This is a genomic window from Microbacterium sulfonylureivorans (genome assembly GCF_003999995.1).
Taxonomy (GTDB): domain Bacteria; phylum Actinomycetota; class Actinomycetes; order Actinomycetales; family Microbacteriaceae; genus Microbacterium; species Microbacterium sulfonylureivorans.
In genome coordinates, this window is the sequence record NZ_RJAD01000001.1 from 1,298,947 (window position 1) to 1,323,438 (window position 24,492).

At 70.8% G+C, this 24,492-nt stretch carries 23 protein-coding genes; 5 read left to right on the forward strand and 18 right to left on the reverse strand.

The features are described from left to right. Positions 1 to 60 precede the first annotated feature (60 nt). Positions 61 to 1,716 (forward strand): MFS transporter, encoded by a 1,656-nt coding sequence (locus tag EER34_RS05770; protein WP_127473563.1) that lies wholly within the window; start codon positions 61 to 63, stop codon positions 1,714 to 1,716. Here the strand turns inward: EER34_RS05770 and EER34_RS05775 are convergent. From EER34_RS05775 to hisC, 11 genes are all read right to left on the reverse strand, one after another. Next, positions 1,698 to 3,113, reverse strand: a complete 1,416-nt coding sequence (locus tag EER34_RS05775; RefSeq protein WP_127473564.1) for a hypothetical protein — start codon at positions 3,111 to 3,113, stop codon at positions 1,698 to 1,700. The two genes, EER34_RS05770 and EER34_RS05775, sit on opposite strands and share 19 nt — an antisense overlap. Beyond that, positions 3,103 to 3,879 carry a TIGR03943 family putative permease subunit gene (locus EER34_RS05780; RefSeq protein ID WP_240642146.1) on the reverse strand — a complete coding sequence of 259 codons (777 nt, stop codon included), beginning with the start codon at positions 3,877 to 3,879 and terminating at the stop codon, positions 3,103 to 3,105. The genes EER34_RS05775 and EER34_RS05780 overlap by 11 nt, the downstream gene beginning before the upstream one ends. Then, positions 3,872 to 4,891, reverse strand: a complete 1,020-nt coding sequence (locus tag EER34_RS05785; RefSeq protein ID WP_127473565.1) for a permease — start codon at positions 4,889 to 4,891, stop codon at positions 3,872 to 3,874. Before EER34_RS05785 ends, EER34_RS05780 begins: the two co-directional genes overlap by 8 nt. Then, positions 4,878 to 5,288, reverse strand: a complete 411-nt coding sequence (locus EER34_RS05790) for a Fur family transcriptional regulator (RefSeq protein ID WP_127473566.1) — start codon at positions 5,286 to 5,288, stop codon at positions 4,878 to 4,880. The genes EER34_RS05785 and EER34_RS05790 overlap by 14 nt, the downstream gene beginning before the upstream one ends. A 169-nt stretch (positions 5,289 to 5,457) precedes the next feature. After that, positions 5,458 to 6,327 carry a metal ABC transporter permease gene (locus EER34_RS05795; protein ID WP_127473567.1) on the reverse strand — a complete coding sequence of 290 codons (870 nt, stop codon included), beginning with the start codon at positions 6,325 to 6,327 and terminating at the stop codon, positions 5,458 to 5,460. After that, positions 6,324 to 7,142, reverse strand: coding sequence for a metal ABC transporter ATP-binding protein (locus EER34_RS05800; RefSeq protein ID WP_127473568.1), 819 nt, complete (start codon positions 7,140 to 7,142; stop codon positions 6,324 to 6,326). Before EER34_RS05800 ends, EER34_RS05795 begins: the two co-directional genes overlap by 4 nt. Beyond that, positions 7,139 to 8,167, reverse strand: a complete 1,029-nt coding sequence (locus tag EER34_RS05805) for a metal ABC transporter solute-binding protein, Zn/Mn family (RefSeq protein WP_127473569.1) — start codon at positions 8,165 to 8,167, stop codon at positions 7,139 to 7,141. The genes EER34_RS05800 and EER34_RS05805 overlap by 4 nt, the downstream gene beginning before the upstream one ends. Positions 8,168 to 8,507: 340 nt before the next feature. Next, a complete protein-coding gene (locus tag EER34_RS05810; protein ID WP_127473570.1) occupies positions 8,508 to 9,872 on the reverse strand; it encodes a dihydrolipoamide acetyltransferase family protein in 1,365 nt (454 codons plus the stop codon). A gap of 15 nt (positions 9,873 to 9,887) precedes the next feature. Further along, positions 9,888 to 10,853 carry an alpha-ketoacid dehydrogenase subunit beta gene (locus EER34_RS05815; RefSeq protein WP_127474312.1) on the reverse strand — a complete coding sequence of 322 codons (966 nt, stop codon included), beginning with the start codon at positions 10,851 to 10,853 and terminating at the stop codon, positions 9,888 to 9,890. A 14-nt stretch (positions 10,854 to 10,867) separates the two neighbouring features. Beyond that, positions 10,868 to 12,025, reverse strand: coding sequence for a thiamine pyrophosphate-dependent enzyme (locus EER34_RS05820; RefSeq protein WP_127473571.1), 1,158 nt, complete (start codon positions 12,023 to 12,025; stop codon positions 10,868 to 10,870). Next, a complete protein-coding gene (gene hisC, locus EER34_RS05825) occupies positions 12,022 to 13,143 on the reverse strand; it encodes a histidinol-phosphate transaminase (protein ID WP_127473572.1) in 1,122 nt (373 codons plus the stop codon). Before hisC ends, EER34_RS05820 begins: the two co-directional genes overlap by 4 nt. 110 nt (positions 13,144 to 13,253) lie before the next feature. Between hisC and EER34_RS05830 the strand changes: the two genes are divergently transcribed. Beyond that, positions 13,254 to 13,646 carry a phage holin family protein gene (locus EER34_RS05830; protein ID WP_127473573.1) on the forward strand — a complete coding sequence of 131 codons (393 nt, stop codon included), beginning with the start codon at positions 13,254 to 13,256 and terminating at the stop codon, positions 13,644 to 13,646. Here the strand turns inward: EER34_RS05830 and EER34_RS05835 are convergent. The 3 genes from EER34_RS05835 to EER34_RS05845 form a co-directional block, all read right to left on the reverse strand. Then, the gene (locus EER34_RS05835) at positions 13,618 to 14,985 is read right to left on the reverse strand and encodes a hypothetical protein (RefSeq protein ID WP_127473574.1); all 1,368 of its coding nucleotides are present in this window, start codon (positions 14,983 to 14,985) and stop codon (positions 13,618 to 13,620) included. The genes EER34_RS05830 and EER34_RS05835 overlap by 29 nt on opposite strands. Further along, positions 14,985 to 15,266 carry a hypothetical protein gene (locus tag EER34_RS05840; protein WP_240642147.1) on the reverse strand — a complete coding sequence of 94 codons (282 nt, stop codon included), beginning with the start codon at positions 15,264 to 15,266 and terminating at the stop codon, positions 14,985 to 14,987. The genes EER34_RS05835 and EER34_RS05840 overlap by 1 nt, the downstream gene beginning before the upstream one ends. A 174-nt stretch (positions 15,267 to 15,440) precedes the next feature. After that, positions 15,441 to 18,707 (reverse strand): ExeM/NucH family extracellular endonuclease, encoded by a 3,267-nt coding sequence (locus EER34_RS05845; RefSeq protein ID WP_164743461.1) that lies wholly within the window; start codon positions 18,705 to 18,707, stop codon positions 15,441 to 15,443. A gap of 174 nt (positions 18,708 to 18,881) precedes the next feature. Here EER34_RS05845 and EER34_RS05850 point away from each other — a divergent pair, with 174 nt between their 5' ends. Together EER34_RS05850 and purB are read left to right on the forward strand one after the other, a co-directional pair. Continuing rightward, positions 18,882 to 19,388, forward strand: coding sequence for a low molecular weight protein-tyrosine-phosphatase (locus EER34_RS05850; RefSeq protein WP_205791391.1), 507 nt, complete (start codon positions 18,882 to 18,884; stop codon positions 19,386 to 19,388). A 36-nt stretch (positions 19,389 to 19,424) separates the two neighbouring features. Continuing rightward, positions 19,425 to 20,807 (forward strand): adenylosuccinate lyase, encoded by a 1,383-nt coding sequence (gene purB / locus EER34_RS05855; RefSeq protein WP_127473576.1) that lies wholly within the window; start codon positions 19,425 to 19,427, stop codon positions 20,805 to 20,807. A 45-nt stretch (positions 20,808 to 20,852) separates the two neighbouring features. On the opposite strand, the gene EER34_RS05860 is transcribed toward purB, so the two are convergent. From EER34_RS05860 to EER34_RS05870, 3 genes are all read right to left on the reverse strand, one after another. Continuing rightward, the gene (locus EER34_RS05860) at positions 20,853 to 21,179 is read right to left on the reverse strand and encodes an amino acid transporter (protein WP_127473577.1); all 327 of its coding nucleotides are present in this window, start codon (positions 21,177 to 21,179) and stop codon (positions 20,853 to 20,855) included. After that, entirely contained in the window at positions 21,176 to 21,889 is a 714-nt protein-coding gene (locus EER34_RS05865) for an acyl-CoA synthetase (protein ID WP_127473578.1), read from the reverse strand. The genes EER34_RS05860 and EER34_RS05865 overlap by 4 nt, the downstream gene beginning before the upstream one ends. An 81-nt stretch (positions 21,890 to 21,970) precedes the next feature. After that, positions 21,971 to 23,356 (reverse strand): pyridoxal phosphate-dependent decarboxylase family protein, encoded by a 1,386-nt coding sequence (locus EER34_RS05870; protein ID WP_127473579.1) that lies wholly within the window; start codon positions 23,354 to 23,356, stop codon positions 21,971 to 21,973. A gap of 240 nt (positions 23,357 to 23,596) precedes the next feature. Between EER34_RS05870 and EER34_RS05875 the strand changes: the two genes are divergently transcribed. Further along, on the forward strand, positions 23,597 to 24,037 hold the full coding sequence (locus EER34_RS05875) for an iron chaperone (RefSeq protein WP_127473580.1): 441 nt from the start codon (positions 23,597 to 23,599) through the stop codon (positions 24,035 to 24,037). A gap of 55 nt (positions 24,038 to 24,092) precedes the next feature. Here the strand turns inward: EER34_RS05875 and EER34_RS05880 are convergent, their stop codons facing one another. Then, a complete protein-coding gene (locus EER34_RS05880; protein ID WP_127473581.1) occupies positions 24,093 to 24,470 on the reverse strand; it encodes a PPOX class F420-dependent oxidoreductase in 378 nt (125 codons plus the stop codon). Between the last annotated feature and the right edge of the window lie 22 nt (positions 24,471 to 24,492).

Consider the following 24,492-nt stretch of genomic DNA (forward strand, 5'->3'; position numbering starts at 1 on the left):
TGGGCCGGGTCACCCACGCGGGGCGATACGCGACGCGCGCGATCGCACTAGCCTTCGCTCATGAAGCGCTGGTTCGTCCTGATCATCCTCGGGGTCTCGCAGTTCGTCATGGTGCTCGACAGCACGGTCATGAACGTGTCGATCTCCACCGTCGCGGCCGACCTCGGCACCGACATCGGCGGGATGCAGGCGGCGATCACGTTCTACGCGCTGACGATGGCGGCGTTCATGCTCACGGGCGGCAAGCTCGGCGACAAGTGGGGTCGCAGCGCGGCGTTCCGGATCGGCTCCGTCGTCTACGGCATCGGATCGCTCACCACCGCTCTCGCCCCGAACCTGACCGTTCTGCTGTTCGGCTGGTCGCTGGTCGAGGGCCTCGGTGCGATCCTCGTCATCCCGGCGATCGCGGCGCTGGCCGCGATCAACTACACCGGCCGCGACCGGGTCATCGCGTTCTCGGCGCTGGGCGCGATCACGGGCTTCGCCGCCGCTGCCGGCCCCCTCATCGGCGGACTCATGACCACCTACGCCTCATGGCGCTACGTCTTCGTGGGCGAGGCGGTCGTCATGGTGCTCGTCCTCATCTTCTCCGGGCGGATCAAGGACATCCCGGGCGACAAGAAGCTGCGCATCGACCTGCTGAGCGTCATCCTCTCGGCCGCGGGCCTCGCCATCCTCGTCTTCGCGATGCTGCAGAGCAAGACCTGGGGCTGGCTCGTACCGCTCGACCCGCCGGAGATCGGCGGCGTGACGATCGCTCCGTTCGGCGTCTCGCCGGTCGCATACCTGATCCTGATCGCGATCATCGTGCTGTGGTGGTTCGTCCGGCGTCAGCAGCACCTCGAGGCGATCGGGCGCGTGCCGCTCCTCAAGGTCAGCATGCTGCGCATCCCGGCCCTCCGCAGCGGCCTGACGATGTTCCTCGCGCAGTACTTCGCGATCGCGGCGCTCTTCTTCGTTGTGCCGGTGTACCTGCAGACGATCCTCGGCTACGACGCCCTCCAGACCGGCCTGAAGATCCTGCCGCTGTCGGTGGGGCTCATCATCTTCTCGATCATCGGATCCCGGCTGTCGACGGTGCGCTCCGCCCGCAACATCGCGCGCATCGGGCAGTTCACCCTCGGCCTCGGTCTGCTGTTCGTGTTCATCGCAGTGCAGCCCGACCTCAACGACTGGCTGTTCGCCGCGGGCATGTTCGTGGTCGGCGCAGGCTTCGGCCTGCTCGCGTCGCAGCTCGGCAACGTGAACATGTCGGCGGTCTCGAAGGACGACACGTCCGAGGTCGGCGGCCTGCAGGGGACCTTCCAGAACCTCGGCTCGTCGTTCGGCACGGCGATCGTGGGCTCCGTGTTCATCCTCCTGCTCACGTCCGGGTTCGGCGCGGCCGTGCAGGGCAGCACGACCCTCACCGACGACGTCAAGCAGCAGGTGGCCGAGGCGACGGCGAGCGGCGCCCCGATCATCTCTCAGCAGCAGGCGGAGCAGGCCGTCCTGGATGCCGGGGGCAGCGAAGAGGTCGCCGCCGAGATCGGGCAGGTCTACGCCGACACGCAGGTCGACTCCCTGCGCCAGGCCCTGTTCCTCGTCTTCGCGCTGACGCTGATCGCGATCGTGCTCGCTCGCGGACTGCCTGCGACGATCCCCGTCCCGGCCGAGGCCGGCGAAGCGGCATACGGCCCGGGGGACGACGAGAGGGCTCAGACCGGCGGGGTCTGACACCACGAGATCGACGACCCCGCGAGCGCCACGGCCTCGGCGCCGTCCGCCAGTTCGAGCACGCGCGTCTCGGTGCGCTCCGGCAGAGGCAGCTGGTACGTGTCGTACGGGTTCACGACCGCGTCCGGTGCGATCAGCAGCGACGCGTAGCGGGCACTCGGCGACACGCAGACCTGCAGCACGGCATCCGTCTCCGGCACCTCGGTGAGCAGGCGGGTCGCGCCGTCGAGCGCGACGAGCGTGATGGACGTCCGTCCCGTCGGCGCGCCGTCCGCGTCGAGGACGGCGGCGGTGCGGATCGTCGACCCGTCGGGGAGCGGGGTCACGGTGCTCACGGGGCCGGGATCCTCGTCGGGCGTGACGAGCGGAGCCTCGGTCGCATCGGTGAGGTCGATGGACACCATGGCGTCGGTCCTCTCGACGACGGCCTCCGAAGAGCCGCGGGCGATGCCCTCGATCGCCATCGCGGTGCCGAGCGCGGTCGCCCCCTCGCCGCTGGACCCGGCGAGCAGCAGCGATCCGTCGAACGAGAGCAGGAGGATGCTGTCGGTGTCGGGCACGAAGCGCCACTCCGCGATGCGCGCATCGGCGCCGTCGACCGTGACCGCGGTGGGCTCGGCCTCCGGGTCCTTCAGCGACATGGTGAACAGCATGCTCTCGCGGCCACTGTCGGCGGTGAGCTCGGCATCCGAGAACGTGTACCCGATCACGTCGCCGCGGTCCGCGCTCTGCAGATTCGAGACGAAGCCGTCACCGGGCAGCCGCAGCTCGCGGGGATCGGAGCCGTCCAGGTCGGTCATGATGAGCCCGGCCCGGTCGTCGTCGGTGCGGACGGACACGACGAGGTGCGTCGTCGTGGCCCGGAAGTCCTCGATGTGCGGGTGGGTGAACACGGGCTGCGCGTTCTCGCCGGAGAGGTCGGTGCGGAAGATCGTGTCGCCCTCGGCTCCGCCGCGCTGCAGCAGCTCGATCTCGGCCGCCGGGGTGCGGAACGTCTCCGTGATGGTCGAGGCCGGGCCACCTCCTGCGGGCTCGACGTCGTCGATCACGACCGTGTACTCGGTGTCGTCCCACAGCGGCAGCGCGAACCGGATGCCCACGCTCCGCCCTGCCGTGTCGACGGCGAACGGCGTCGCCGGTGTGACGGTGACCTGCTCGGAGGCGACGTCGGCGAGCGACTGCGTGGTGGTGACGATCAGGCGGGAGCCGGATGCCGCGACCGCCGCCGCAGGATCGACCTGCACGTCGGTGACCCGGGGTCCCTGGGCGACGGTCGCCGCTGCGCCGGCGAGCCCGACCGCGGCGAGCACCGCCACGACGATGGTGAAGGCTCCCGCGAAGGCGCGTCCGCGCCGCCGACGGCCGTGCACACGTCGCGTCGCCGGCTCAGTACTCATAGGGGTCCTGCGGCTCGGGGATCTCCTCGATCGACGCGGCCTCGATCTCGAGCGTGCCGCCGGACGACGCGCGCACGGTGCCGGTCACCGTGACCCACTGCCCGGTCTCGGGGATCGGCTCACCCGACACCGGGATGCTCGCCGGCTGGGCGTCGATCACGCAGTGGGTGATCACGAGCCGCGTGAGGTCGAAGTCCCCGCCCTCACCGGGGGTGACGAACCCCGTCAGCTCGATCGGGTCGCCGTCGAACGCGTCGGGGTTGGTGGCGGTCGCGAAGACGGTGGCCCACTCGCCGACCCCGAATGTTGACGTGTCTCCGGTCGCCGCGAGGGTGACGGCATCCGCTCCGGCGAACAGCGGGGTCGCGCCGACGTCGCGCGACATGGCGAGGTCGGCCGACAGCGATGCGGGTGGCAGCACGAGCGTGAGGACGACGACGCCGGATGCCGTGACCCCGCCGACCATCGTCGCCGCCGCACCGAGCGGGTGCCGGTGGAGGTCGTGGTCGGCGGGTTCGGCGCCGTGCTCGGAGCCGTGGTCGTGCCCGTGGTCGGCCTCGGCTCCGAGCGGAAGGGCGAAGGACGCCACCGCGCCGACGAGCGCCACCACGGCCATCGACACCGCGAACCACGTCGAATCGGGGTTGATGTACAGCCCCAGGCGCCCGGTCACCGCGAGGCCGATCGTGACGACGGCGAGGATCGCGGCGAGCCCGACGCCGAGCCACCGCGTGCTGATCCAGCCGACCCGCTCCGCGCTACGCAAGGAGGTTCACCACCGTCCCGATCGCGAAGGCCGACAGCAGCACCACCACGACGATCCCCGCGAGCGTGCGGGTCGTGAAGGTCGTGCGCATGAGCGCCAGCATCTTGACGTCGATGAGGGGACCGACGAGGAGGAACGCGACGATCGCGCCCGGGGTGAACGTCGAGGCGAACGAGAGCGCGAAGAACGCGTCGACGTTCGAGCAGATCGACACGACCATCGCGAGCGCCATCATCGCGACGATCGACAGGGCGGGGTTGGACCCGATGGCCACCAGGGCCTCGCGCGGGATCAGCACCTGCACCGCCCCGGCGAGCGCGGAGCCGATCACGAGCGCCGGCATGACCGCCCGCAGCTCGATCACGAACTGCGCGAGGCTGCGCCGGCCCTTGCCGCCGGGCTCGTGGACGACGATCTCGCACGTGACGCGGAACCGGTCGGTGAGCAGGGCATCGGGTGACGGATGGCGACTGTACAGCCAGCCGATGAGGTTCGCGATGAGGTACCCGCCGACGAGACGAGCGACGAGGATGCCGTCGCTGAAGCCGAACGCCTGATGGGTCGTGATGATGACGATCGGGTTCACGATCGGCGCCGCGATGAGGAACGTCATCGTCTCCGGCACGCTGAAGCCGCGCATGAGGAGGCCGCGGGCGAACGGCACGTTGCCGCACTCGCACACCGGCACGACCATGCCGAGCAGCGACAGCACCGCCCTGCGGGCCCAGGCGCGGCGCGGCATCCACCGCTCGATCACCCCGGGCGGCACCCACACCTGCACGGCGATCGACAGGATCACGCCGAGCATCACGAACGGCAGCGACTCGATCAGGACGCTGATCGCGAGAGTCAGCCCGTCCTGCGCGCGGGTGGGGAGGGATGCCGGGAACAGCGTCGGCGCCAGCCAGTCGACGACGAACAGGGCGAGGACCACCGCCGCGCCGATCGAGAGCGCGACGAGGGTGCGGGCCGTGCGCGTCGGCGCCGCCGGGCGGAGGTCAGTCCGCGTCACGCTCGTCCTGGGCCTTGGCGCACGAGGCGCAGAGCCCGAAGATGTCGACGATGTGCTCGGCGTCGCGGAAGCCGTTGCGCTCGGCCGTGCGCTTCGCCCACTGCTCGACGTCCGTCGCCTCGATCTCGACGGTCAGTCCGCAGCTGCGGCAGATCAGGTGGTGGTGGTGACCGGCGCTCGTGCAGGCGCGGTACAGGGCCTCGCCCTCCGGGCTCTGGAGCGAGTCGGCGTCGCCCTGCGCGGCGAGGCCGGCGAGGGCGCGGTACACCGTCGCCAGTCCGATGCCCGTGTTCTCGTCGCGCAGCGTGGCGTGGAGCGATTGGGCGCTCACGAATCCGCGGGCGTCGGAGAGCGCTTCGCGCACGCGCTCGCGCTGCCACGTGTTGCGCTGGACCATGCCCGGGAGTCTACCGGCGGGGTCTGTGCGCCGACCCGGGGCTGCCGCGCTCATGAGGCATCCGTCCTGTCACTCACCCGCGGCTGAGTGTCGCGACCGCGTGCCGCGGCGCGCAACCCGGCGCGGTCGAAGCATCCGTCCCCGCACACAATGCGGCGAGGCGGGCGGGTCACGCGGTCACCGGCTCGCGGGTCACGCGCCCGCGCCGGGAGCCGATGCCGCGGCAGACGAGGTAGATGACGAACGAGATCGTGGTGATGTAAGGGCTGACCGGCAGCGTGCCCATGATCGCGAGGAGGATTCCGCCCACCGCCGACACGAAGCCGAAGACGGCGGCGAGCACCGGCACCGACAGGGGGCCCGTCGCGATCCGCATGGCGGCGGCGGCGGGAGTGACCAGGAGCGCCATGACCAGCAGTGCGCCGATGATGTGCACGGCGACGGCGACGATGAGTCCGAGCAGGAGCATGAACGCGAGCGAGACCGCGGTCGTGGGCACTCCGCGCGCGGCCGCCGACTGAGGATCGAGGGAGTCGAAGCGCAGCGGACGCCAGATCGCGAGCAGGCCCAGCAGCACGACGATGCTGATCGCGATGAGCCAGCCGAGCTGATCGGACTGCACCGACACGATCTGGCCCGTGAGCAGGCTGAACCGGTTGGCGCTGCGGCCGTCGTAGAGCGAGAGGAACAGGATGCCCAGGCCCAGCCCGAACGGCATCAGCACGCCGATGATCGAGTTGCGGTCCCTCGCACGCGCACCGAGCCAGCCGATGATCGCGGCGGCGAGGATCGATCCGACGATCGAGCCGGTCACGACGTCGACACCGATGAGCAGGGCCGCCGCCGCACCCGCGAACGACAGCTCGCTGATGCCGTGCACCGCGAACGCCATGTCGCGCTGCATGACCAGCACGCCGATGAGACCGCCGACGAGACCGAGCACGGCGCCCGCCCACACCGAGTTCGACACGAGGCCGAGGATCTGGCCGTACACGGGCAGCCCGCCGAACATCGCGTCGGCGATGTCGTCCCAGTTCATACGTGGTCCTCGTCCGCGTGATGGTGGTGGGATGCCTCGGCATCGGGCGCGCCGACCACGACGAGCCGGTCGCCCGCGCGCAGGACGAACACCGGTGCACCGTACAGGTCGGTCAGCACGCGCGAGTTCAGCACCTCGTCGGGCGTGCCCAGCGTGAAGCGGCCGTTGGCGAGGTAGAGGATGCGGTCGACCTTGCTGAGGACCGGATTGATGTCGTGGGTCACGAGGAGGACCGCGGCATCCTTCTCCCGGCGATGCCGGTCGATGAGACCGATGACCGCCTGCTGGTTGGCCAGGTCGAGGCTCGTCAGCGGCTCGTCGCACAGGAGCAGGCCCGGCTCGTCCGCGAGCGCCTGCCCCGCGCGGAGCCGCTGCTGCTCGCCGCCGGAGAGCTCGCCCACCGGGCGGTCCGCGAACGACCGCGCGCCGACGGCGTCGATGAGCGCGTCGACGCGGGCGGCGTCGCCACGACGCGGGAACGGAAGGCCGAAACGGTGCCCCGAGACTCCGAGCGTCACGAGGTCGCGTCCGCGCAGCGCGGTGTCGGGCGGCAGCGGACGGGACTGGGGAAGGTACCCGACATGACGGTTCCCGCGCGCCCGCACCGGTTCGCCGAGCACGGTGATCTCGCCGCCGCTGAGGGGCTCGAGCCCCAGGATCGCCCGCAGCAGTGTCGTCTTGCCCGAGCCGCTCGGCCCGAGGATCGCGATCAGCTCGCCGGGGCGGACCGTCAGATCGAGGCCGGCCCACAGCTCGCGGTCGCCGCGGCGGAGCGAGGCATCCCGGATCTCGAGTGCGGGGCGCGCGGTGCTCACTCCGTCAGCGCGCCGTTCAGCGCCTCGATGTTCGCCTGCATCCACGAGATGTAAGTCTGGCCCTCGGGGACGGTTTCTGAAAACGCGATGCTCGGGATGCCGCGGCCGTCGGCCTCGCCGACGATCTGAGCGGTCTCGGCGCCGGCGGTCTGCGCGTTGGTGATCACGACGCTCACCTGGTCGTCCTCGAAGAGCGCGATCGACTCGAGGAGGGTGGCGGGCGCGACATCCTGCCCCTCTTCGACGGCCTCGCTGAAGGCGTCGGGCGTCACGTTCACCAGCCCTGCCGCGGCGACGAGGTAGGCGGGCACGGGCTCGGTCAGGAACACCTGCGCGCCGGCATGGTTGGCGTCGATCTCGGCGAGCGACGCTTCCAGCTGCTCGACCTCGGCGACGAAGGCGTCGGCGTTCGCGGTGAACGCGGCCGCGTTCTCGGGGCTCAGCTCGGCGAGCTCCTCGGCGATCTCCTCGGCCAGGTGCGCGACGGTGTGCGGGTCGTACCAGACGTGCTCGTTGAAGCCTTCGACGTGCTCGTGATCGGCGTGGTCGTGGTCGTCCGATTCACTGTCGGCCGCGTCATCGGCCTCGGCCGCCTCGCCGGCGGTGTCGTCCTCATCGTCCGACTCCTCGGCGTGGCCATCGTTCTCGGGCCAGTCGTGCGAGTGCTCCACCGCCGTGACGACCGGCGCCTGACTGCCGCTGGAGTCGATGAGCGCGTCGATGAAGGCGTCGTAGCCGCCGCCGTTCTCGATGATGAGATCGGCGTCCGCGACCGTGAGCTGGTCGCGGGCGCTCGCCTCGAACGAGTGCGGGTCCTGCGACTCGTTGCTCACGATCGACGTGACCTCGACGAGGTCGCCGCCGATCGCCTCCGCGATCTGCCCGTACACGTTGGTCGACGCGACGACCGAGATGACGTCTCCGCCACCCTGGTCCGCGGCCGTGCCGCCGGCGCAGCCCGCGAGGGCGAGAGTGGATGCCGCGGCCAGGCCGAGAAATGTCGTGGAGCGTCGTGCGGAGGTCATGAGTCCACTCTAACGTTATTGATAATCGTTCTCAAATTTGGAGTCGAGGATTCCCGCGTAACGACCGGGGGTATCCGCACTCTTCCCCCGCAGAGGGAGAGATTCCTCAGGCTGCGGCGCTCCCCAGTGCGCGCGGCCGGTCTGCCAGGGGGGACCGGGCAGACAGCAGTCCCGCCCGGATGACGAGCCCCCGCTCGCGTGGGAGACCCCAGCTCCCCGCCCGGGCGGGGCTGCACTCAGGGGACCGGCCCGAACGGGCCGCAGAGTGCGGGGACGCGCTCGACCCCCGGCACGTGGGGCGCCGGGGGTCGAGTCGCCTGCCTCGCACGCGCGGCCGACCTCAGTCGAGCAGGAGCGCCGGCTCCTCGAGGATCGATGCGACGTCGGCGATGAACCGCGACATCCCGTCGCCGTCGATCACGCGATGGTCGAACGAGCCTGCGACGGTCGTCACCCAGCGGGGACGCACCTCGCCGTCGACGACCCAGGGCTTCTGCCTGATCGTGCCGAGAGCGATGATGCCCGACTCGCCCGGGTTGATGATCGGCGTTCCGGCATCCATCCCGAACACACCGATGTTGGTGATCGTGATCGTGCCCTGCTGCTGGTCGGCCGGGGTCGTCTTCCCCTCGCGCGCGGTGATGGTGAGCTTCTCGAGCGACCTGGCGAGATCGCGCATCGACAGGTCCTGCGCGTCCTTGATGTTCGGCACGAGGAGCCCGCGCGGCGTGGCCGCGGCGATCCCGAGGTTGACGTAGCGCCGAACCCGGATCTCGGCGCCGCCGTCGGCGTCGATCCACGCCGCGTTGACCATCGGCGTGCGGCGGACCGCCCAGATCACGGCGCGGGCCATGATCAGCAGCGGAGAGATCCTGATGTCGGCGAAGTCCGGCGAGGCCTTGAGCCGCTTGACGAGTTCCATCGTGCGCGTCGCATCGACATCGGTCCAGACCGAGACGTGCGGGGCGGTGTAGGCCGACTGGACCATTCCGCTCGCCACGGCCTTGCGCACACCTTTGACCGCGATGGTCTCCTCGCGCGCGTCGTCGGCCGGAGGGGCCGGGTCACGGGGAGGAGCGGATGCCGCGGCCGGCGCTGCGACCGGGATCGTCTCTTCACGCACGGCGCCCCATTCGGGCGTCTCGATGTTGCGGAACACGCTGGCCTGCGACGCCTGCTTGACGACGTCCTCCCGCGTGACCTCCCCGGCCGGACCCGTCGGGACGACGGCGGCCAGATCGACGCCGAGATCGCGCGCGAGCTTGCGGATCGGCGGCTTGGCGACGACACCGACGGACGACTCCACCCGCTCCTGCGCCGTCACGGCGGGCTTGCGGCGCCGGGACTGCACCGGGCCGCCGGTGCCGTAGCCGACGAGCACCGCACCGTCGCCCTCGGACGCGGCCGCCTCGGCGGGCGCGCCGTGCTCGGTCTGCCCGACGGTCGCGGGGCCCGAGGCATCCGCTGCCGAGGCGATCGTGATGATCGCGGCGCCGACGTTCACGGTGTCGCCCTCTCCCACGAGGAGCTCGCCGACCGTGCCGGCGAACGGCGAAGGCAGCTCGACGAGGGACTTGGCGGTCTCGATCTCGACGAGGACGTCATTGACGGCGACGGTGTCGCCCGGCGCGACGTGCCACGACACGATCTCCGCCTCGGTGAGTCCTTCGCCGACATCGGGGAGGACGAACGTCTGGGTGCTCATGCGCGATCCTTCATGTCAGTAGGCGAGGGCGCGGTCGACGGCCTCGAGGATGCGGTCCGCGTCGGGGAGGTAGGTGCCCTCGAGCTTGGCCGGGGGGAACGGGACATCGAAGCCGGACACGCGAAGCACGGGCGCCTCCAGCGCATAGAACGCGCGCTCCATGACGGTCGCGGCGACCTCGCTGCCGAGGCTCGTGAACCCGGGGGCCTCCTGCGCGTAGACCATCCGACCGGTGCGCCGCACCGAGTCGAGGATCGGGCCGTAGTCGATCGGCGACAGCGAGCGCACGTCGACGACCTCGCAGCTGGTGCCCTCCGACTCGGCCAGCGCGGCCGCCTGGAGCAGTGTGGTGACCATCGCCCCGTGCCCGACGAGCGTGACGTCGGTGCCGCGGCGCACCACGCGGCTGGCGTGGAGCGGGAGGGCCCGCGAGGCGGTGTCGACCTCGCCCTTCTGCCAGTACTTGCTCTTCGGCTCGAGGAAGATCACCGGATCGGGCGACGAGATCGCATCCTGGATCATCCAGTACGCGTCGTTCGCGGTCGACGGGCTGACCACGCGGAGCCCCGGAGTGTGCGTGAAGTACGCCTCGGGGCTCTCCTGGTGATGCTCGACGGCGCCGATGTGACCGCCGTAAGGGATGCGGATGACGACGGGCATCTGCAGCACGCCCTCGTGCCGGTTCGTGAACTTCGCGAGCTGCGAGGTGATCTGGTCGAAGGCGGGGAAGACGAACCCGTCGAACTGGATCTCGCACACCGGACGGAACCCGGCCATCGCCAGACCGATCGCGGTGCCGACGATGCCGGACTCCGCGAGCGGGGTGTCGAGCACGCGCCGGTCGCCGAACTCGGCCTGAAGCCCCTCGGTCACGCGGAAGACCCCGCCGAGCTTGCCGATGTCCTCGCCCATGAGCAGGACGCGGTCGCTGCCGGCGAGCGCGGCGCGGAGTCCTGCATTCAGTGCGCGACTGATGGGCATGGTGGTCACGTCGCTCACGATGCGCCCTCCTCGAAGGATGCCTCGTACCCGGCGAGCCACTGCCTCTGCTCCTCGACGAGCGGATGGGCCTCGGAGTAGACGTGGTCGAACATGATGTCGGTGTCGATCCCGCCGAGCGCGTTGGTGCGCGTGCGCACGTCGTCGGCGACGGCCTCGGACTCGGCGACGACGTCGGCGAAGAACGCGTCCGACGCGCCCCGCGACCGGAGGAAGCGCTCCATGCGTGCGATCGGGTCGCGGCGTCGCCACGACTCCTCTTCGGCGGAGGTGCGGTACTTCGTCGGGTCGTCGCTCGTGGTGTGCGCACCCATGCGGTACGTCATGGCCTCGATCGCCCGCGGGCCCAGACCGGACCGTGCCTCGTCGAGCGCCACGCGGGTGACGGCCCAGCTCGCCAGCACGTCGTTGCCGTCGATCGGGATGCTCGGCATCCCGTAGCCCTCGCCGCGCTTGAACAGCGGCGCGCGGGACTGCGTGGCCACGGGCACCGAGATGGCCCACTGGTTGTTCTGCAGGAAGAAGACCTCGGGAGTGAGGTAGCTGGCGGCGAAGACCATCGCCTCGTGCACGTCGCCCTGGCTCGAGGCGCCGTCGCCGTAGTAGACGATGACGGCCTCGTCGCGCTCGGGGTCGCCCGATCCGCAGCGGCCGTCGAGCGCGAGGCCCATGCCGAACCCGGTCGCGTGCAGCGTCTGCGCGCCGAGGACCAGCGTGTAGATGTGCGTGTTGCCGTTCTTCGGGTCGGTCGGGTCCCACCCGCCGTGCGTGAGCCCGCGCATGAGCCGGATGATGTCGAGCGGGTCGACGCCGCGGATGCGCGTGACGACGTGCTCGCGGTACGACGGGAAGAGGTGGTCCTGCGCGCGGGCGGCGCGCGCGGAGCCGACCTGCGCCGCCTCCTGGCCGAAGCTCGGCGGCCAGAGCGCGAGCTGGCCTTGGCGCTGCAGGTTCGTCGCCTGCACGTCGAACGCGCGGATGACGGCCATGTCGCGGTAGAAGGTCTCGAGCTCGGCGTCGGCGAGACCGTCGACGAGGGCGCGGTACGGCTCGGCCCCCGGCGACGGAGCGAACGTGCCGTCGGCCTCGAGGAAGCGGACGAGAGCGGGGTCGTCGGGAAGCACAGCGGCGACGGCCCCCTCGAGGGTGCTCATCGCTCAGCGCCCGCCCGGGCGCCGAGGTGGTCCTCGGGAAGGGTGCGGGCGACGGATGCCGCGATCCGCACGATCCTGTCGACCGACTCCTCCTCGCCGACGGAGATGCGGATGCCGTCACCGGCGAACGGACGGACGATGAGCCCCTCCTCGTCGAACGCCTGCGCGGCGGCGAGGGTCTCGGCGCCCGCGGGGAGCCACACGAAGTTGCCCTGGGCGTCGGGGACGCGCCATCCGGTCTCTCGAAGTGCCGCCACGAGCCGGTCGCGACGCTCGGCGATCGCACGGACCCGATCGAGCAGCTCGTCCTCGGCGTCGAGACTCGCGAGAGCCGCGACCTCGGCCTGCGCAGTGACCGACAGGGGGATGCTGGTGCTCCGCGCCGCGTCGAGGATCCGAGGGTGGCCGATGGCGTACCCGACACGGAGCCCGGCCAGGCCGAACGCTTTGGAGAACGTGCGGAGCACGACGACGTTCGGGTGACGGTGGCCGGCGAGCGCGCGTTCGCCCGCGACGGCGTCGGGATCGGTCACGAACTCGGAGTACGCCTCGTCGAGGACGACGAGGACGTCGGCCGGGACCTGCTCGACGAAGGCGTCGAACTCGGACTGGGTGACGATCGGCCCGGTGGGGTTGTTCGGGCTGCAGACGATGATCGCGCGGGTGCGGGCGGTGATCGCGGCCGCCATCGCGGGAAGGTCGTGGCGTGCGTCATCGGTGAGGGGCACCTCGACGGCGGTCGCGCCGGCGACGACGGCGAGCCACGGGTAGGCCTCGAAGGAGCGCCACGCGTAGATCACCTCGTCACCCGGACCGGACGTCGCGAGCACCAGCTGGGCGAGGATCGAGACGCTTCCCGCACCGATGTGCACGGAGTCGGCGGTGAGCCCCCACCGCTCGGCCAGGCGCTCGCGAAGACGGGCGGCCGAGGCATCCGGATAGCGATTGACGGCGGTCGCGGACCGGATCGCCTCGACGACGCCGGGAAGCGGATCGAACGGATTCTCGTTGCTCGACAGCTTGAACGCATCGCCACCCGCCTGCCGGCCCTGCTTGTACGGCGGGAGCGCGGCGATCTCGGGGCGGACGCGAATGGGGATGTCGGAGGCGTCGGTCACCCTGCGAGTCTACGAGCGCCCCGTATGCCCGCGGGAGGATACATGGACGTCCGAACACACGTCACGGCGTCCTCGCACCCGGACGGGCGGCGTGGCAGACTGGCCCGATCATGGGCTTTCTCATCCGCGTCGTCGTCAATGCGTTCGCGATCTGGGTCGTCACCCTCATCCCGGCGCTCATGGTCGAGGTCATCCCCTTCCCACCCGGCGAGACTCTGCAGCTGGTCCTCACGCTGCTGCTCGTCGCGGCGATCTTCGCGCTGGTGAACACCATCATCGGCACGGTCATCAAGGTGCTCGCGTTCCCGCTGTACATCCTCACGCTCGGCCTCATCGGCCTGCTGATCAACGCGTTCCTGCTCTGGCTCACCGCGTGGTTCACGAGCTTCTGGAACTGGGGCCTGCGGGTCGAGGACTTCTGGTGGGGTGTCGTCGCGGCGATCATCATCTCGCTCATCAACTGGATCTTCGGCATCATCCTCCGCCCGCGGAAGAAGGACTGACGCCGCCGTCGCCCCGCGTGGCGGCGAACTCGAGGACCTCGACCGACTCGGCGCCGGCGAGCCCGGTGAACACGTCGTTCACCGCGGCGACGCGCGGATCCGACGAGGCGTCGACGAGGGCGGCCGTCTCGGCGTAGGCGTTCATCCGGTGTGCGGGCACCCCCGCGTCGTGCATGCCGGCGGCGGGGTCGGCCTCGCGCTCGGCGACGAAGCTCCCCGCAGCGCCGACCGGGGCGAGGTGCCCGCCGCCGGCGAGCGCTGCGACGGGGTCGTCGGTGTGCCGGATGCCGACGCTGAGCGTGGCCGGGCCGACGTCGGCCTCCACCGGCGAGCCGAACGACACGAGCGTCTGCATGTCGTAACCGCCCTCGAGGGCCAGGTGCGCCGCGATCATCGCTCCCTGGGAATGGCCGAAGGCGTGCACGACGTCGCCCGGTTCGGCCCCCGCCGCGGCGAGGGCCGCCTCCGTCGCCTCGTACGATGCCGACGACGCGCCGGAGTAGAGCTGAGCGTTCGACAGGTTGTCCCAGGGGTCGTCGCCGCCGACGGCGAAGGACTGCATGCCCGCGACGTACACCGCGAACTGGCGCGTGCCGTCGGGCATCGTGTAGCGCTCCACCCGAACGCGGGACGCTCCTGCACCGGGCATGCGATCGGCGACGCCGGCGAGGCCGGTCGGCGCCGGGGTCGCCGTGCGCACGGGATCGACTGCCGCGAGCGTGACCGGAACGCCGCGACCGGTGAGCCTCGCATCGGCCGGGAGCCGGCCGATCCCTCCGACGCCCGTCGTGGCACCGAGCCCGAGGGTCAGCAGCCCGAGGCCCGCGCCGACGACGACCGCCGACTGCGGTCCGATCTCCTTGCCCGCCACGACCCCGATCTCGGTGGCCTGTCGGACGAGGTCGGACGGCCACAGGACGGAGCGCTCCACCGCGGCGGCGAGAGCGGCCGCGACCGCCTCGGGATGCCGCGCGATCAGGGCGTCGCGCGCTTCGGCGATCCGCTCGGCCGCGACGCGGTCGGCGGACAGCACGGCGGCATGATGCGCGGCGTCGAGCTCGACCAGCTCGTAGACGGCGGCTGCCTCGCGGAGCGCTTCGGCGATGCGCGACGCGCCGTCGAGCGTCTCGGCCAGGCGCGTGCCGAGCACGGAGGCGGCACCGGCCGCGTGCCACGCGTGGGCCCGTTCGACAAGGAGCATGAGCTGGAGCGATCCGACTCGTCTCGACAGCGCCTCGAGGTCGTCACGGGCCTCCAGGAAGCGGACGGCGGTGTGCCGGAGGGTCTCGGTGTCGACGGCGACGGCGCCGCCGCCGATCAGCTGGAGGTCATCGGCCATCAGAACCCTCCGTCGTGGCGGAGGTATGCGGCGTCTCTCGCCTGGGCGGCGGCGAGGCGAGCGGTCTCGGCCAGGCACACGAGGCTCGAGATCTCGCGCGCCCACTCCTCGGCGCGCGCGTGGAAGGCCTCGGCGGCGCGGGCGCGCCAGTCGGTCGCCGCGGCGAGCGAGCGGGCGCGGGACGCGGCATCGAGAATGCGTTCGTTGACGATCGCGAGCTCTCGAGCCACGACATCGAGCTGCGACGCGGTCATCGCGGCGCTCATGGAGTCGTGCATCATGCGCCCATGCTCGCGCCGCGCGGAGCCTGCTCAGACGGCGCCCGCCCGAGCTGTGCACGACGCCGGGCCGCGCCGGACCTGTGCAGGAGGAGATCGGATGCCGCGGCATCCGCTCTCCGCGCACGCGGAGACGCCGCCCCGCGAACGGGACGGCGTCTCTCGGTCGGTCGCGGATCAGAGGAACTCGAGGAGGCCCCTCACACCCACGATCACCGTGGCGGTGTCGGTCGCGGTGTTGCCTGCGGCATCCGTCGCCGTGTAGGTGAAGGTGTAGATCGCGCCGTTCACGGCCTTGACCTTGAGGTGGGTGTCGTCCACGACGGTCCAGGCGGCCTTCGGCTTGCCGTTGCTCGTCACGTCGGTGAGCTCGACTGTCACGTCTCCGCTCTCGTCCTCCGCGTCGACATGGACCCAGACGCTGCGATCCTTGTTGTTCGGCACGAGGATGAACGACGGGATCGCGATCGCCTCGATCGTCGGAGGCGTCGTGTCGGGCGGCGTCAGGTCGAGACCGACGAGCACCGGGTCGTGATCGCTCGACCGGTACGGGTCGGGCGCGAACAGCGCGTCCTGCGCGGGCAGCTTGAACGACATGTCGTAGTCGATCAGGCTCGGTTCGTCGGCGTTGATGTTCCACGGCGACGCACCCCGCACGTCGGCGACCAGGTCGGGGCCGGCCAGCGCGTGGTCGAGGTATCCGTTCTCGCCGTCGAACACGTAGCTGTAGGCATCCTCCCCCTGGTATTTCAGGTTGAGGTCCGTGTAGCCCGCGGCCAGGAGCGCCGCGATCGGGTCTTCCTTGTCGTAGGCGTTGAGGTCGCCGATGATCAGCTCGCGGCCGACCGTGCCCTGACCGGTCGGGTCGGTGGCGAGCCAGTCGGCCAGAGCCTTCGCGGCGTTCGTGCGGACGATGTTGCAGTTGCCCTGCAGCGGGTCCTCCGTCTCGCCCGCGCAGGCCGACCCCTTCGACTTCAGGTGGTTGACGACGACGGTGAACGTCGCGCCGTCCGCGTCCCGGAAGGTCTGCGTGAGACCCGGGCGGTTGCGGTTGTCGAGCCAGCGGGAATCCTTCTCCTGGTTCATCAGGGCGAAGTCGCCGACCGGCGTGACCGAGGCGGGCTTGTACATCAGCGCCGTCGTGATCACGTCCGTGCCGATCTTGCCGGTCTCGATGTAGCTGTAGACGTCGGAGCCGAGGCGGTCGTTGAGCGCATCGGTCAGGGTCGCCAGCGCCTGCGAGTCGGCGTTGTTCTCGATCTCGATCAGACCGAACACGTCGGCGTCGATCTCGGCGAGCGCGGAGACGATCTTCGCCTCCTGGCGGTCGAACTCCTCGGCGGTGTTCGCACCGCGAGCGATGTCGTCGTCGGCGCTCGTGTCGGGGTCGTCCAGCGTCGTGAAGTAGTTCAGGACGTTGAAGCTCGACACCACGAGGTCGCCGCCGACCTCGGGCACCTCGGGGCGCGGGTTCGCCACCGTGAAGTCCGCGCCCTCGGTGGGCTGGATCGCGTAGGTGCCGAAGCGCTCGTCGAGGATGCCGGTCACGTTCGTGACGAGATCGCCGCCGCGGAACGTGTTCTCGAGGGTGAACTCCTCGCCGTTCGGGTGGATCGCCGGGTCGGGGTTCTGCGCACTGCGTCCGTCGTCGATCGCGATGCGCTCCGCGAGGTTCGCCGCCCGGAGCGCCGCAGCGGCGGGATCGGTCGGCAGGTACGTCGCGGTGGGGACGGACTGGCGGTCAAGGCCCACGTCGATCGTGCCGTAGCGGGCGTAGTCGAAGTACTCGAGGATGGCGAGGCTCTGCGGCAGCGTCACGTACATGCCCTCGAGCGCTTCGCGCTGAGCGCTCGTCGCCGGGAGCGAGAACGAGATCGGCGCGGGGAGTGCCGTCCCGGTCGCGCAGACCTCGATGTCGGCCGCGGCGATCTCGGTGAGTCCCTCGAACTCCTTGACCTCACCGGCAACGCTGACGACGTCGCCGACGGAGACCGCCTCGCCGTTCGGCGCATAGACGAACACGCCGTCGGAGGTCGCGGTATCGCCGTCACCGGCATCCTGCACGAAGTAGCCGTTGAAGCCGCCCGTCTGGAAGTCGCCGACGACCGTGCCCTCGATGAGCACGTCCGTGCCCACCATGGGCGATGCCGCGCCCGAGCCCTGCACCGAGGCGATCGGCACCGGCGTGAGGTCGCACCCGGCCTCGACCTCAGGCGGATCGACCGGGGGAACGGTGAGCGAGTTCGCCTTGCCCGGGGTGTTCGCCGCCTCGCCGGCGACGAGCGAGCCGGCGAAGCCGGTGATGCCCGCGAGGTCGAAGTCGTTGCGCACCCAGTCGGCCGCGGTGTCGGTGTCGGTGCCGTCCGGGATGCGGGATGCCCCTCCCGGCGCGAACGGAAGACCGTCGTAGCTCACGCCAAGGATCGTGCCGCCGTACGCGCGGTCGGTCGCCCCGCCGTCGGTCACGGCGACGGCGTCGACCACCGTCATCCCGAGACCGTCGTCGATCACGCCGTCGTCGTTCGCGTCGATGTCGGAGCCCAGCGCGGGGATCGTCCCCGTCACGAGCAGCAGGCTCATGGTGCCGTTCTCGAGCGCACCGTTGGCCAGCGACGCGAGTGCGCGCCCGGACGCGTCGGCGGCCGGGAACGACACGACCTCGTCGACGACGCCGAAGGCGGGCGTGGTCGAGGAGTCGCCCTCGATCTCGAGCACGCGGTAGGCCGAGAGGTCACTCGTGGGCGTCGAGAGCAGCTCGACGAACTCCACGTCGTCACCGGCGGTGCTCGCCGAGAACTCGTTGATGACGACCTTCGTGACAGGGGGCTCGACGTCTCCGCAGTCGGCGGTGTGCGCGCCGAGGCCGTCGAAGGTGTTGATGGGGTAGCCGTCCCACTCGTCGGCCGGGTCGAACGCGTCGGTCGCGTCGGCGTCGCCCACGCAGACATCCGCCTGGCGCCGGAGTGTCGCATCGGCGCCGCCGGTGGCGCCGGAGCCCCATTCGGTACCCGGATCGATCGCGATCTGCCCGAAGGAGTCGACGACCGCGTCGCCCTTCGTCAGCACGATCACGTCGTCGCCGTTGAACCAGCCGCCGTCGGAGATCTGGTCGGCGAAGGCCTTGAGCGTCGCGGTCGCCGCGCCGTTGGCCAGGACGTACGCGTCGTTCGCGGGCAGCGTGCCGGTGAGATTCACCGTGAGGCCGACAGCGGCCCCGCCGTTGAAGTACATCTTGATCGCATACCCGGCGGCGGCCAGGTCGACGGCCGCTCCCGTCGGATTGTAGATCTCTATCGCCTTGTCATTGCCCGAGCCCTCGACGACTTCGCTGAGGAACATCTCAGTGGGGGCTTCGGCAGCGACCGCCGACGGTGCGATCAGCCCGGTCAGGGCGATGGCAGCGGCGGCGACGGCGGCGACGGTTGCTCGGTGGGAACGGCGCACGGGTCCTCCTGGACATGGAAGAAGGCCGGTAGGCCTTCCGCGCCAGGCTAGGCGAGCAGCACCCCTCGGGGAAGGCCCCATCGAGGAGAGTTCATTAACTTTCGGTGACGGCGGCGGGAGCGCAGTGGCTCCGCGCTCTTGGGCGCTCGCCTCCGCCGGGCCAGAATGGAGCGCATGACGGCGACCACCGGCGATCCCTTTCGCGTGGTGTTCGTGTGCACGGGCAACATCTGCCGTTCACCGATGGCGGACGTGGTCTTCCGTGGATACGCGGATGCGGCGGGGCTCGGCATGCGAGTCGCTTCCACGAGCGCGGGCACGGGCGACTGGCACGTCGGGGAGCGTGCGGATCAGCGCACGATCGACGCGCTCGACCGCGCGGGCTACGACGGAACGAAGCATCGCGCGCGGCAGTTCACCCACGCCGACTTCGCCCACAGCGACCTCGTGATCGCGCTCGACCGCAGTCACGAGCGGATCCTCCGCGGCTGGGCGCGGCACGAGTCCGACGCCGACAAGATCGCGCTGCTCCTGTCGTTCGATCCGTCGGCCACGACCCTCGACGTCCCCGACCCGTACTATGCCGGGCCCGGAATGTTCGACGAGGTGCTCGGTATGATCGAGAGTGCGAGCCGGGCGCTCTTCCGGCAGCTCGAACCCGCGATCCGACCGGCGAACTGACGCCGGCGTCGCCCTCTGCGTTCCGACGGGAGCCCCGTGACCACCCTCCCCCCTCAGCCCCTCAGCCCGCTCGACGGCCGTTACCAGGCCGCCGTGACCGGCCTCGCCGACTACCTGTCCGAGGCAGGCCTCAACCGCGCCCGCGTCGAGGTGGAGGTCGAGTGGCTCGTCGCCCTCACCGACCGCTCGCTGTTCGGCACGTCGCCTCTCTCCGACGACGACAAGGCCCGCCTGCGCGCTCTGTACCTCGAGTTCGGCCAGGCCGAGATCGACTGGCTCGCCGAGAAGGAGGCCGTGACCCGCCACGACGTCAAGGCCGTGGAGTACCTGGTGCGCGACCGGCTGTCGTCGCTCGGCCTCGACGCGATCGCCGAGCTGACGCATTTCGCCTGCACCAGCGAGGACATCAACTCGGCGTCGTACGCGCTCACCGTGCAGCGCGCCGTCGAGCGCGTGTGGCTCCCGAAGCTCCGGACGGTCATCGCGACGCTGAGCGGGCTGGCGGTGAAGCACCGGGATGCCTCGATGCTGTCGCGCACGCACGGACAGCCCGCGACTCCGTCGACGATGGGCAAGGAGCTCGCGGTGTTCGCGTGGCGCCTCGAGCGCATCGCCCGTCAGATCGAGGGCGGCGACTACCTCGCCAAGTTCTCGGGTGCGACCGGCACCTGGTCGGCGCATCTCTCGGCCGAGCCCGACGTCGACTGGCCGGGGCTCAGCCGCTCCTTCATCGAGGGTCTCGGCATCGACTTCAACGTCCTCACCACGCAGATCGAGTCGCACGACTGGCAGGTCGAGCTCTACGACCGCGTCCGTCACGCAGGCGGCGTCCTGCACAATCTCGCCACCGACATCTGGACGTACATCTCGATCGGGTACTTCACGCAGATCCCGGTCGCGGGGGCGACGGGCTCGTCGACGATGCCGCACAAGATCAACCCGATCCGGTTCGAGAACGCCGAGGCCAACCTCGAGATCGCCGGCGGACTGCTGGCCACGCTGTCGCAGACGCTGGTCACCAGCCGCATGCAGCGCGACCTCACCGACTCGACGACCCAGCGCAACATCGGCGTCGCCCTCGGCCACTCGCTGCTCGCGCTCGACAACCTGCAGCGCGGCCTCGGCGAGATATCGCTCGCGGAGGACGTGCTCCTGGCCGACCTCGACGGCAATTGGGAGGTTCTGGCGGAGGCGATCCAGACCGTCGTGCGCGCCGAGATCGCCGCGGGCCGCTCGCAGATCAGCGACCCCTACGCACTCCTCAAGGACCTCACCCGCGGCCGCCGGGTGGGCGCCGCCGAGCTCGCGGAGTTCGTGCGCGGACTCGACATCGGCGACGCCGCCAAGGAGCGCCTGCTCGCGCTGACGCCGGCGACGTACGACGGCCTTGCGTCGAAGCTGGTGGACGAGCTCGGCTGAGCCGTCCCGACGCCGCGCCCGCACGACGCGGGTGCGGCCGGCGGCCTAGGCCTTCGGGTCGCCGTCGGCCGCGGCATCCGTCCCGTCCTGCTCGTCGGGGAGCAGCACGGGCTTGTCGACCGGCTTCGCGACCTGCGCGGGGTCGATGGCGAGCAGCAGCAGCGAGACGATCAGCAGCACGGCGATGAACGTGATGCCGGCCACGACGAGGGCGAACACGACCGCGGCCTGGGCCTTCTCGGCGCCGCCCTGCTGGAAGAAGCCCATCGAGACGAGCGTCACGATCCCCGCGAACAGAGCGGCGCCGAACGCCAGCCCGAGCAGCTGCACGGGCTTCATGAGGTCGCGGCGGGTGGGGCGGTCGTCGCTCACGCGGGATCCTTCTGGTCGGAGGGGGCGGATGCCGGAGCCTCGGTCATCGCCACGGCATCTTTGCGCGGCGAGAAGCCGGCGATGCCGAGGTAGACGGCCACGATCGCGGCGTACGCCCCGAAGACGCCGACGCCGATGGTGATCCCCGTCAGGGTGAATGTCTGGTGGGCGTCCTCGATCGTGTACGGGAGCGAGTACCCGGCGGGGACGACGGCCAGCGCGATGCCGAGGAGCACCCCGAGCGCGCCGATCACGACGGCGTCGCGGCTGTCGGAGCGCGGTCCGGGGTCGACGATCGGACGCGCGTCGATGACTCCGGGCGCGATCTCGCGGCGCGCGCGAGGGCCGCGGAGGCCCCGAAGCCCGGCGATCAGCTCGAGCAGTCCGCTGACGACCGCCCACGCGATCACGACGGCGAAGAACCCCGCGACGGTGCGCACGGGGCCGAGCCCGCTCACCATGCCGGCGACGAGGGTGACCCCGCCGAGCGTAGCCGCCGGCCACCGGCGCCCCGCGGGATACACGAGCCACACGGCCAGGAGCAGAACGAGCCCGGTGGCGATCGCGAACCCGCTGAACACCGACATCCCCACGAGCGCGGAGTGGTCGGGCGAGAAGGTGATCATCGCCGCGGCGAGCGCCGCGAACGCGGCACGCGCGAGCTGCACGTGTCGCACGTCGAACGTGCGAGCGGAAGAAGCTGAGGTCACGGCGGATTCCTGCGAAGCGAAAGGGATGCCCTCAGTCTAGTTGCGCTGCCTGAGCGGCACCGTCGCGCCCCGCATCGGCGCTCAGCCGAGCGAGTCGAGGATCTCGACCAGCAGCTCGTAGGTCGTCAGGGGCGAGATGATCGCGAAGCGGAGCACGGCCTCGCCCGCGTGCGAGCTGGGGACGACGAACCCGCGCTGCTCGTCGAGGAGCCGGTCCGACCACGCCTGGTAATCGGCCATCGTCCAGCCCTCGCGGCGGAAGACGACCACCGACAGCTGCGGCTCGCGCACGAGCGAGAGTCCGTCGCGACGGCTGATCTCGTCGGCGATGCGGCGGGCGAGGTCGATGCCGTGGGCGATGGTCGCGCGGTACTGCTCGGTGCCGTGCGTCGCGAGCGAGAACCACAGGGGCAGGCCGCGCGAGCGACGGGTGAGCTGCACCGCCAGGTCGGAGGGGTTCCAGTCGGGCGACTCCGTCAGGGTGTCGAGGTACTCCGCCTTCTGAGTGTGTGCGCGCAGCGCGAGCGCCGGCTCCCGGTAGATCAGCGCACACGCGTCGAACGGAGCGAACAGCCATTTGTGCGGGTCGACGATCACCGAGTCGGCGAGCTCGACGCCTGCGAACGCCGGGCGCATGTCCTCGACGAGCATCGCGGCGAGGCCGTATGCGCCGTCGATGTGCAGCCAGACGCCGCGCTCCTTCGTGGCGGCGGCGACACCGGCGATGTCGTCGACGATCCCGAAGTTCGTGGTGCCGCCCGTCGCGACGACGGCGAAGACCGCGTCGCCGTGCTCGTCGAGCGCGCGGGCGACCGCGTCGCCGTGCAGTCGCCCGTCGGCGTCGGGAGCGGCGGTGACGACGTCGACGTCCATGACGGCGGCGGCCGACGCGATGGACGAGTGCGCCTCGGCGCTGCACAGCACGATCCAGCGCGCCGGGTCGGGGCGCCCGGCCTCGCGATTGCGGTGGCGCGCGGCATCCCGGGCCGTCACCAGGGCCGAGAGATTGCCGATCGTGCCGCCCTGCACGAACACGCCGCCCGCGGTCGCGGGCAGCCCGAACTCCTTCGCCAGCCAGTGGAGCACCTCGTTCTCGGCGAAGACCGCGCCTGCTCCCTCCATCCACGATCCGCCGTAGATGGCGGATGCCGAGACCACGACGTCGAATGCGAGCGAGGCCTTGCTCGGCGCGGACGGGATGAAGGAGAGGTAGCCCGGATGGTCCGTCGAGATGCAGGCGGGGGCGAGGACGTTCTCGAAGAGGGCGATCGCGCGGCGCGCGCCGATGCCGTCCTCGGTGATCGAGCCCGACGCCAGGCGTGCGAGGTCGTTGGGCCGCATCGGCTTGTCGAGCGGGACGTCCTCGTACAGCGCGCGGCGGCGGGCGTACTCGAGCACGTCCTCGACGGTGTGACGGGTCTCGTCCGAGATCGCATGCATCTGCTCGGGGCGGGCTGGCGAGGTCATGGCTTCTCCACGTTTCGGGTGACACCCCACGGTAGATGCGCGACAGCGCGTTGTCACTCCGAGACGGAGCGACGCGATCGTCCAGGGGACTCGCCGTCGGCGTCGCATCGAGGTTGCCGACAGGCTCGCTCGGCGACCGCGCGAACCGATCAGGAATGGAGAAGCGGATGCCGAGGGCCCCGCGTAGCGTGTGGATCACAGGCCGGCAGGCAACGGCCGCACACCGTGAAGGAGAAGGCAATGGCAGAGAAGACCACGTCGAGCGGACTGTCGGCGGACGAGCGCGCAGCCGTCAAGGAGCGCGCCAAGGAGCTGCGGGCGCAGGAGAAGGCGGGCAAGAGCCGCGAGGCCGGCACGAAGGCCGTGCTCGACGCCATCGCGGCCCTCGGCGACGACGACAAGGCCCTCGCGGAGGGTCTGCACCGGATCGTCTCCGATGTCGCCCCCGACCTCGTGCCGAAGACGTATTACGGCATGCCGGGCTATGCGAACGCCGACGGCAGGATCGTCGTGTTCCTCCAGCCTGCCGGGAAGTTCAAGACGCGCTACTCGACCGTCGGCTTCGAGGGTCCGGCGCACCTCGACGACGGGGACATGTGGGCGACCGCGTTCGCACTCCTCGCGCTGACGCCGATCACCGAGAAGAAGCTCACCGAGCTCGTGAAGGCCGCCGTCTCCTGAGGAGAGCCGGTCGTCGCAGCGGGGGTCGCCCATCGGGCGGCTCCCGCTCGGGCGTTCACCCCCTGAACTGCGGCGAGCCGAGCACGCGCTCCACGCTCATCTCGAGCACCACCCGCTCGGGGTTGACCCGGGGCCGGCGGTATCGCGCGGCGTGCAGCTCGACGGCGTGGGCGACGGCATCCGGCTCCTCCAGAATGCGCGCCGTACCCTCGAAGCTGATCCACCGGCCGCGATCGACCGAGCAGATCGAGGCCCGGCCGCTGCGCTGCGCGTTGAGGAACTTCTGCGAGCCGCGCGTGCCGATCACGCGCACCACGCCGGCCTCGTACGTGAACCCGACGGGGACGGCGTGGACGCGGCCACCGCGGCCGAGCGTCGACAGCGTCGCGAGGTGGTACTCGCGGAGGAACTCGAGGGCGTCGTCGGTCAGCACGACCCCAGCCTCGCACGTCCGC

What these genes read in the sequence shown, in the direction of transcription:
- EER34_RS05805 (WP_127473569.1), bottom strand. Translation starts at nt 8,167, where the DNA reads ATGACCTCCGCACGACGCTCCACGACATTTCTCGGCCTGGCCGCGGCA.
- EER34_RS05770 (WP_127473563.1), top strand. Translation starts at nt 61, where the DNA reads ATGAAGCGCTGGTTCGTCCTGATCATCCTCGGGGTCTCGCAGTTCGTC.
- EER34_RS05835 (WP_127473574.1), bottom strand. Translation starts at nt 14,985, where the DNA reads ATGGCCGATGACCTCCAGCTGATCGGCGGCGGCGCCGTCGCCGTCGAC.
- EER34_RS05820 (WP_127473571.1), bottom strand. Translation starts at nt 12,025, where the DNA reads ATGAGCACCCTCGAGGGGGCCGTCGCCGCTGTGCTTCCCGACGACCCC.
- EER34_RS05810 (WP_127473570.1), bottom strand. Translation starts at nt 9,872, where the DNA reads ATGAGCACCCAGACGTTCGTCCTCCCCGATGTCGGCGAAGGACTCACC.
- EER34_RS05850 (WP_205791391.1), top strand. Translation starts at nt 18,882, where the DNA reads ATGACGGCGACCACCGGCGATCCCTTTCGCGTGGTGTTCGTGTGCACG.
- EER34_RS05815 (WP_127474312.1), bottom strand. Translation starts at nt 10,853, where the DNA reads ATGCCCATCAGTCGCGCACTGAATGCAGGACTCCGCGCCGCGCTCGCC.
- EER34_RS05775 (WP_127473564.1), bottom strand. Translation starts at nt 3,113, where the DNA reads ATGAGTACTGAGCCGGCGACGCGACGTGTGCACGGCCGTCGGCGGCGC.
- EER34_RS05790 (WP_127473566.1), bottom strand. Translation starts at nt 5,288, where the DNA reads ATGGTCCAGCGCAACACGTGGCAGCGCGAGCGCGTGCGCGAAGCGCTC.
- EER34_RS05870 (WP_127473579.1), bottom strand. Translation starts at nt 23,356, where the DNA reads ATGACCTCGCCAGCCCGCCCCGAGCAGATGCATGCGATCTCGGACGAG.
- EER34_RS05795 (WP_127473567.1), bottom strand. Translation starts at nt 6,327, where the DNA reads ATGAACTGGGACGACATCGCCGACGCGATGTTCGGCGGGCTGCCCGTG.
- EER34_RS05830 (WP_127473573.1), top strand. Translation starts at nt 13,254, where the DNA reads ATGGGCTTTCTCATCCGCGTCGTCGTCAATGCGTTCGCGATCTGGGTC.
- EER34_RS05840 (WP_240642147.1), bottom strand. Translation starts at nt 15,266, where the DNA reads ATGATGCACGACTCCATGAGCGCCGCGATGACCGCGTCGCAGCTCGAT.
- EER34_RS05875 (WP_127473580.1), top strand. Translation starts at nt 23,597, where the DNA reads ATGGCAGAGAAGACCACGTCGAGCGGACTGTCGGCGGACGAGCGCGCA.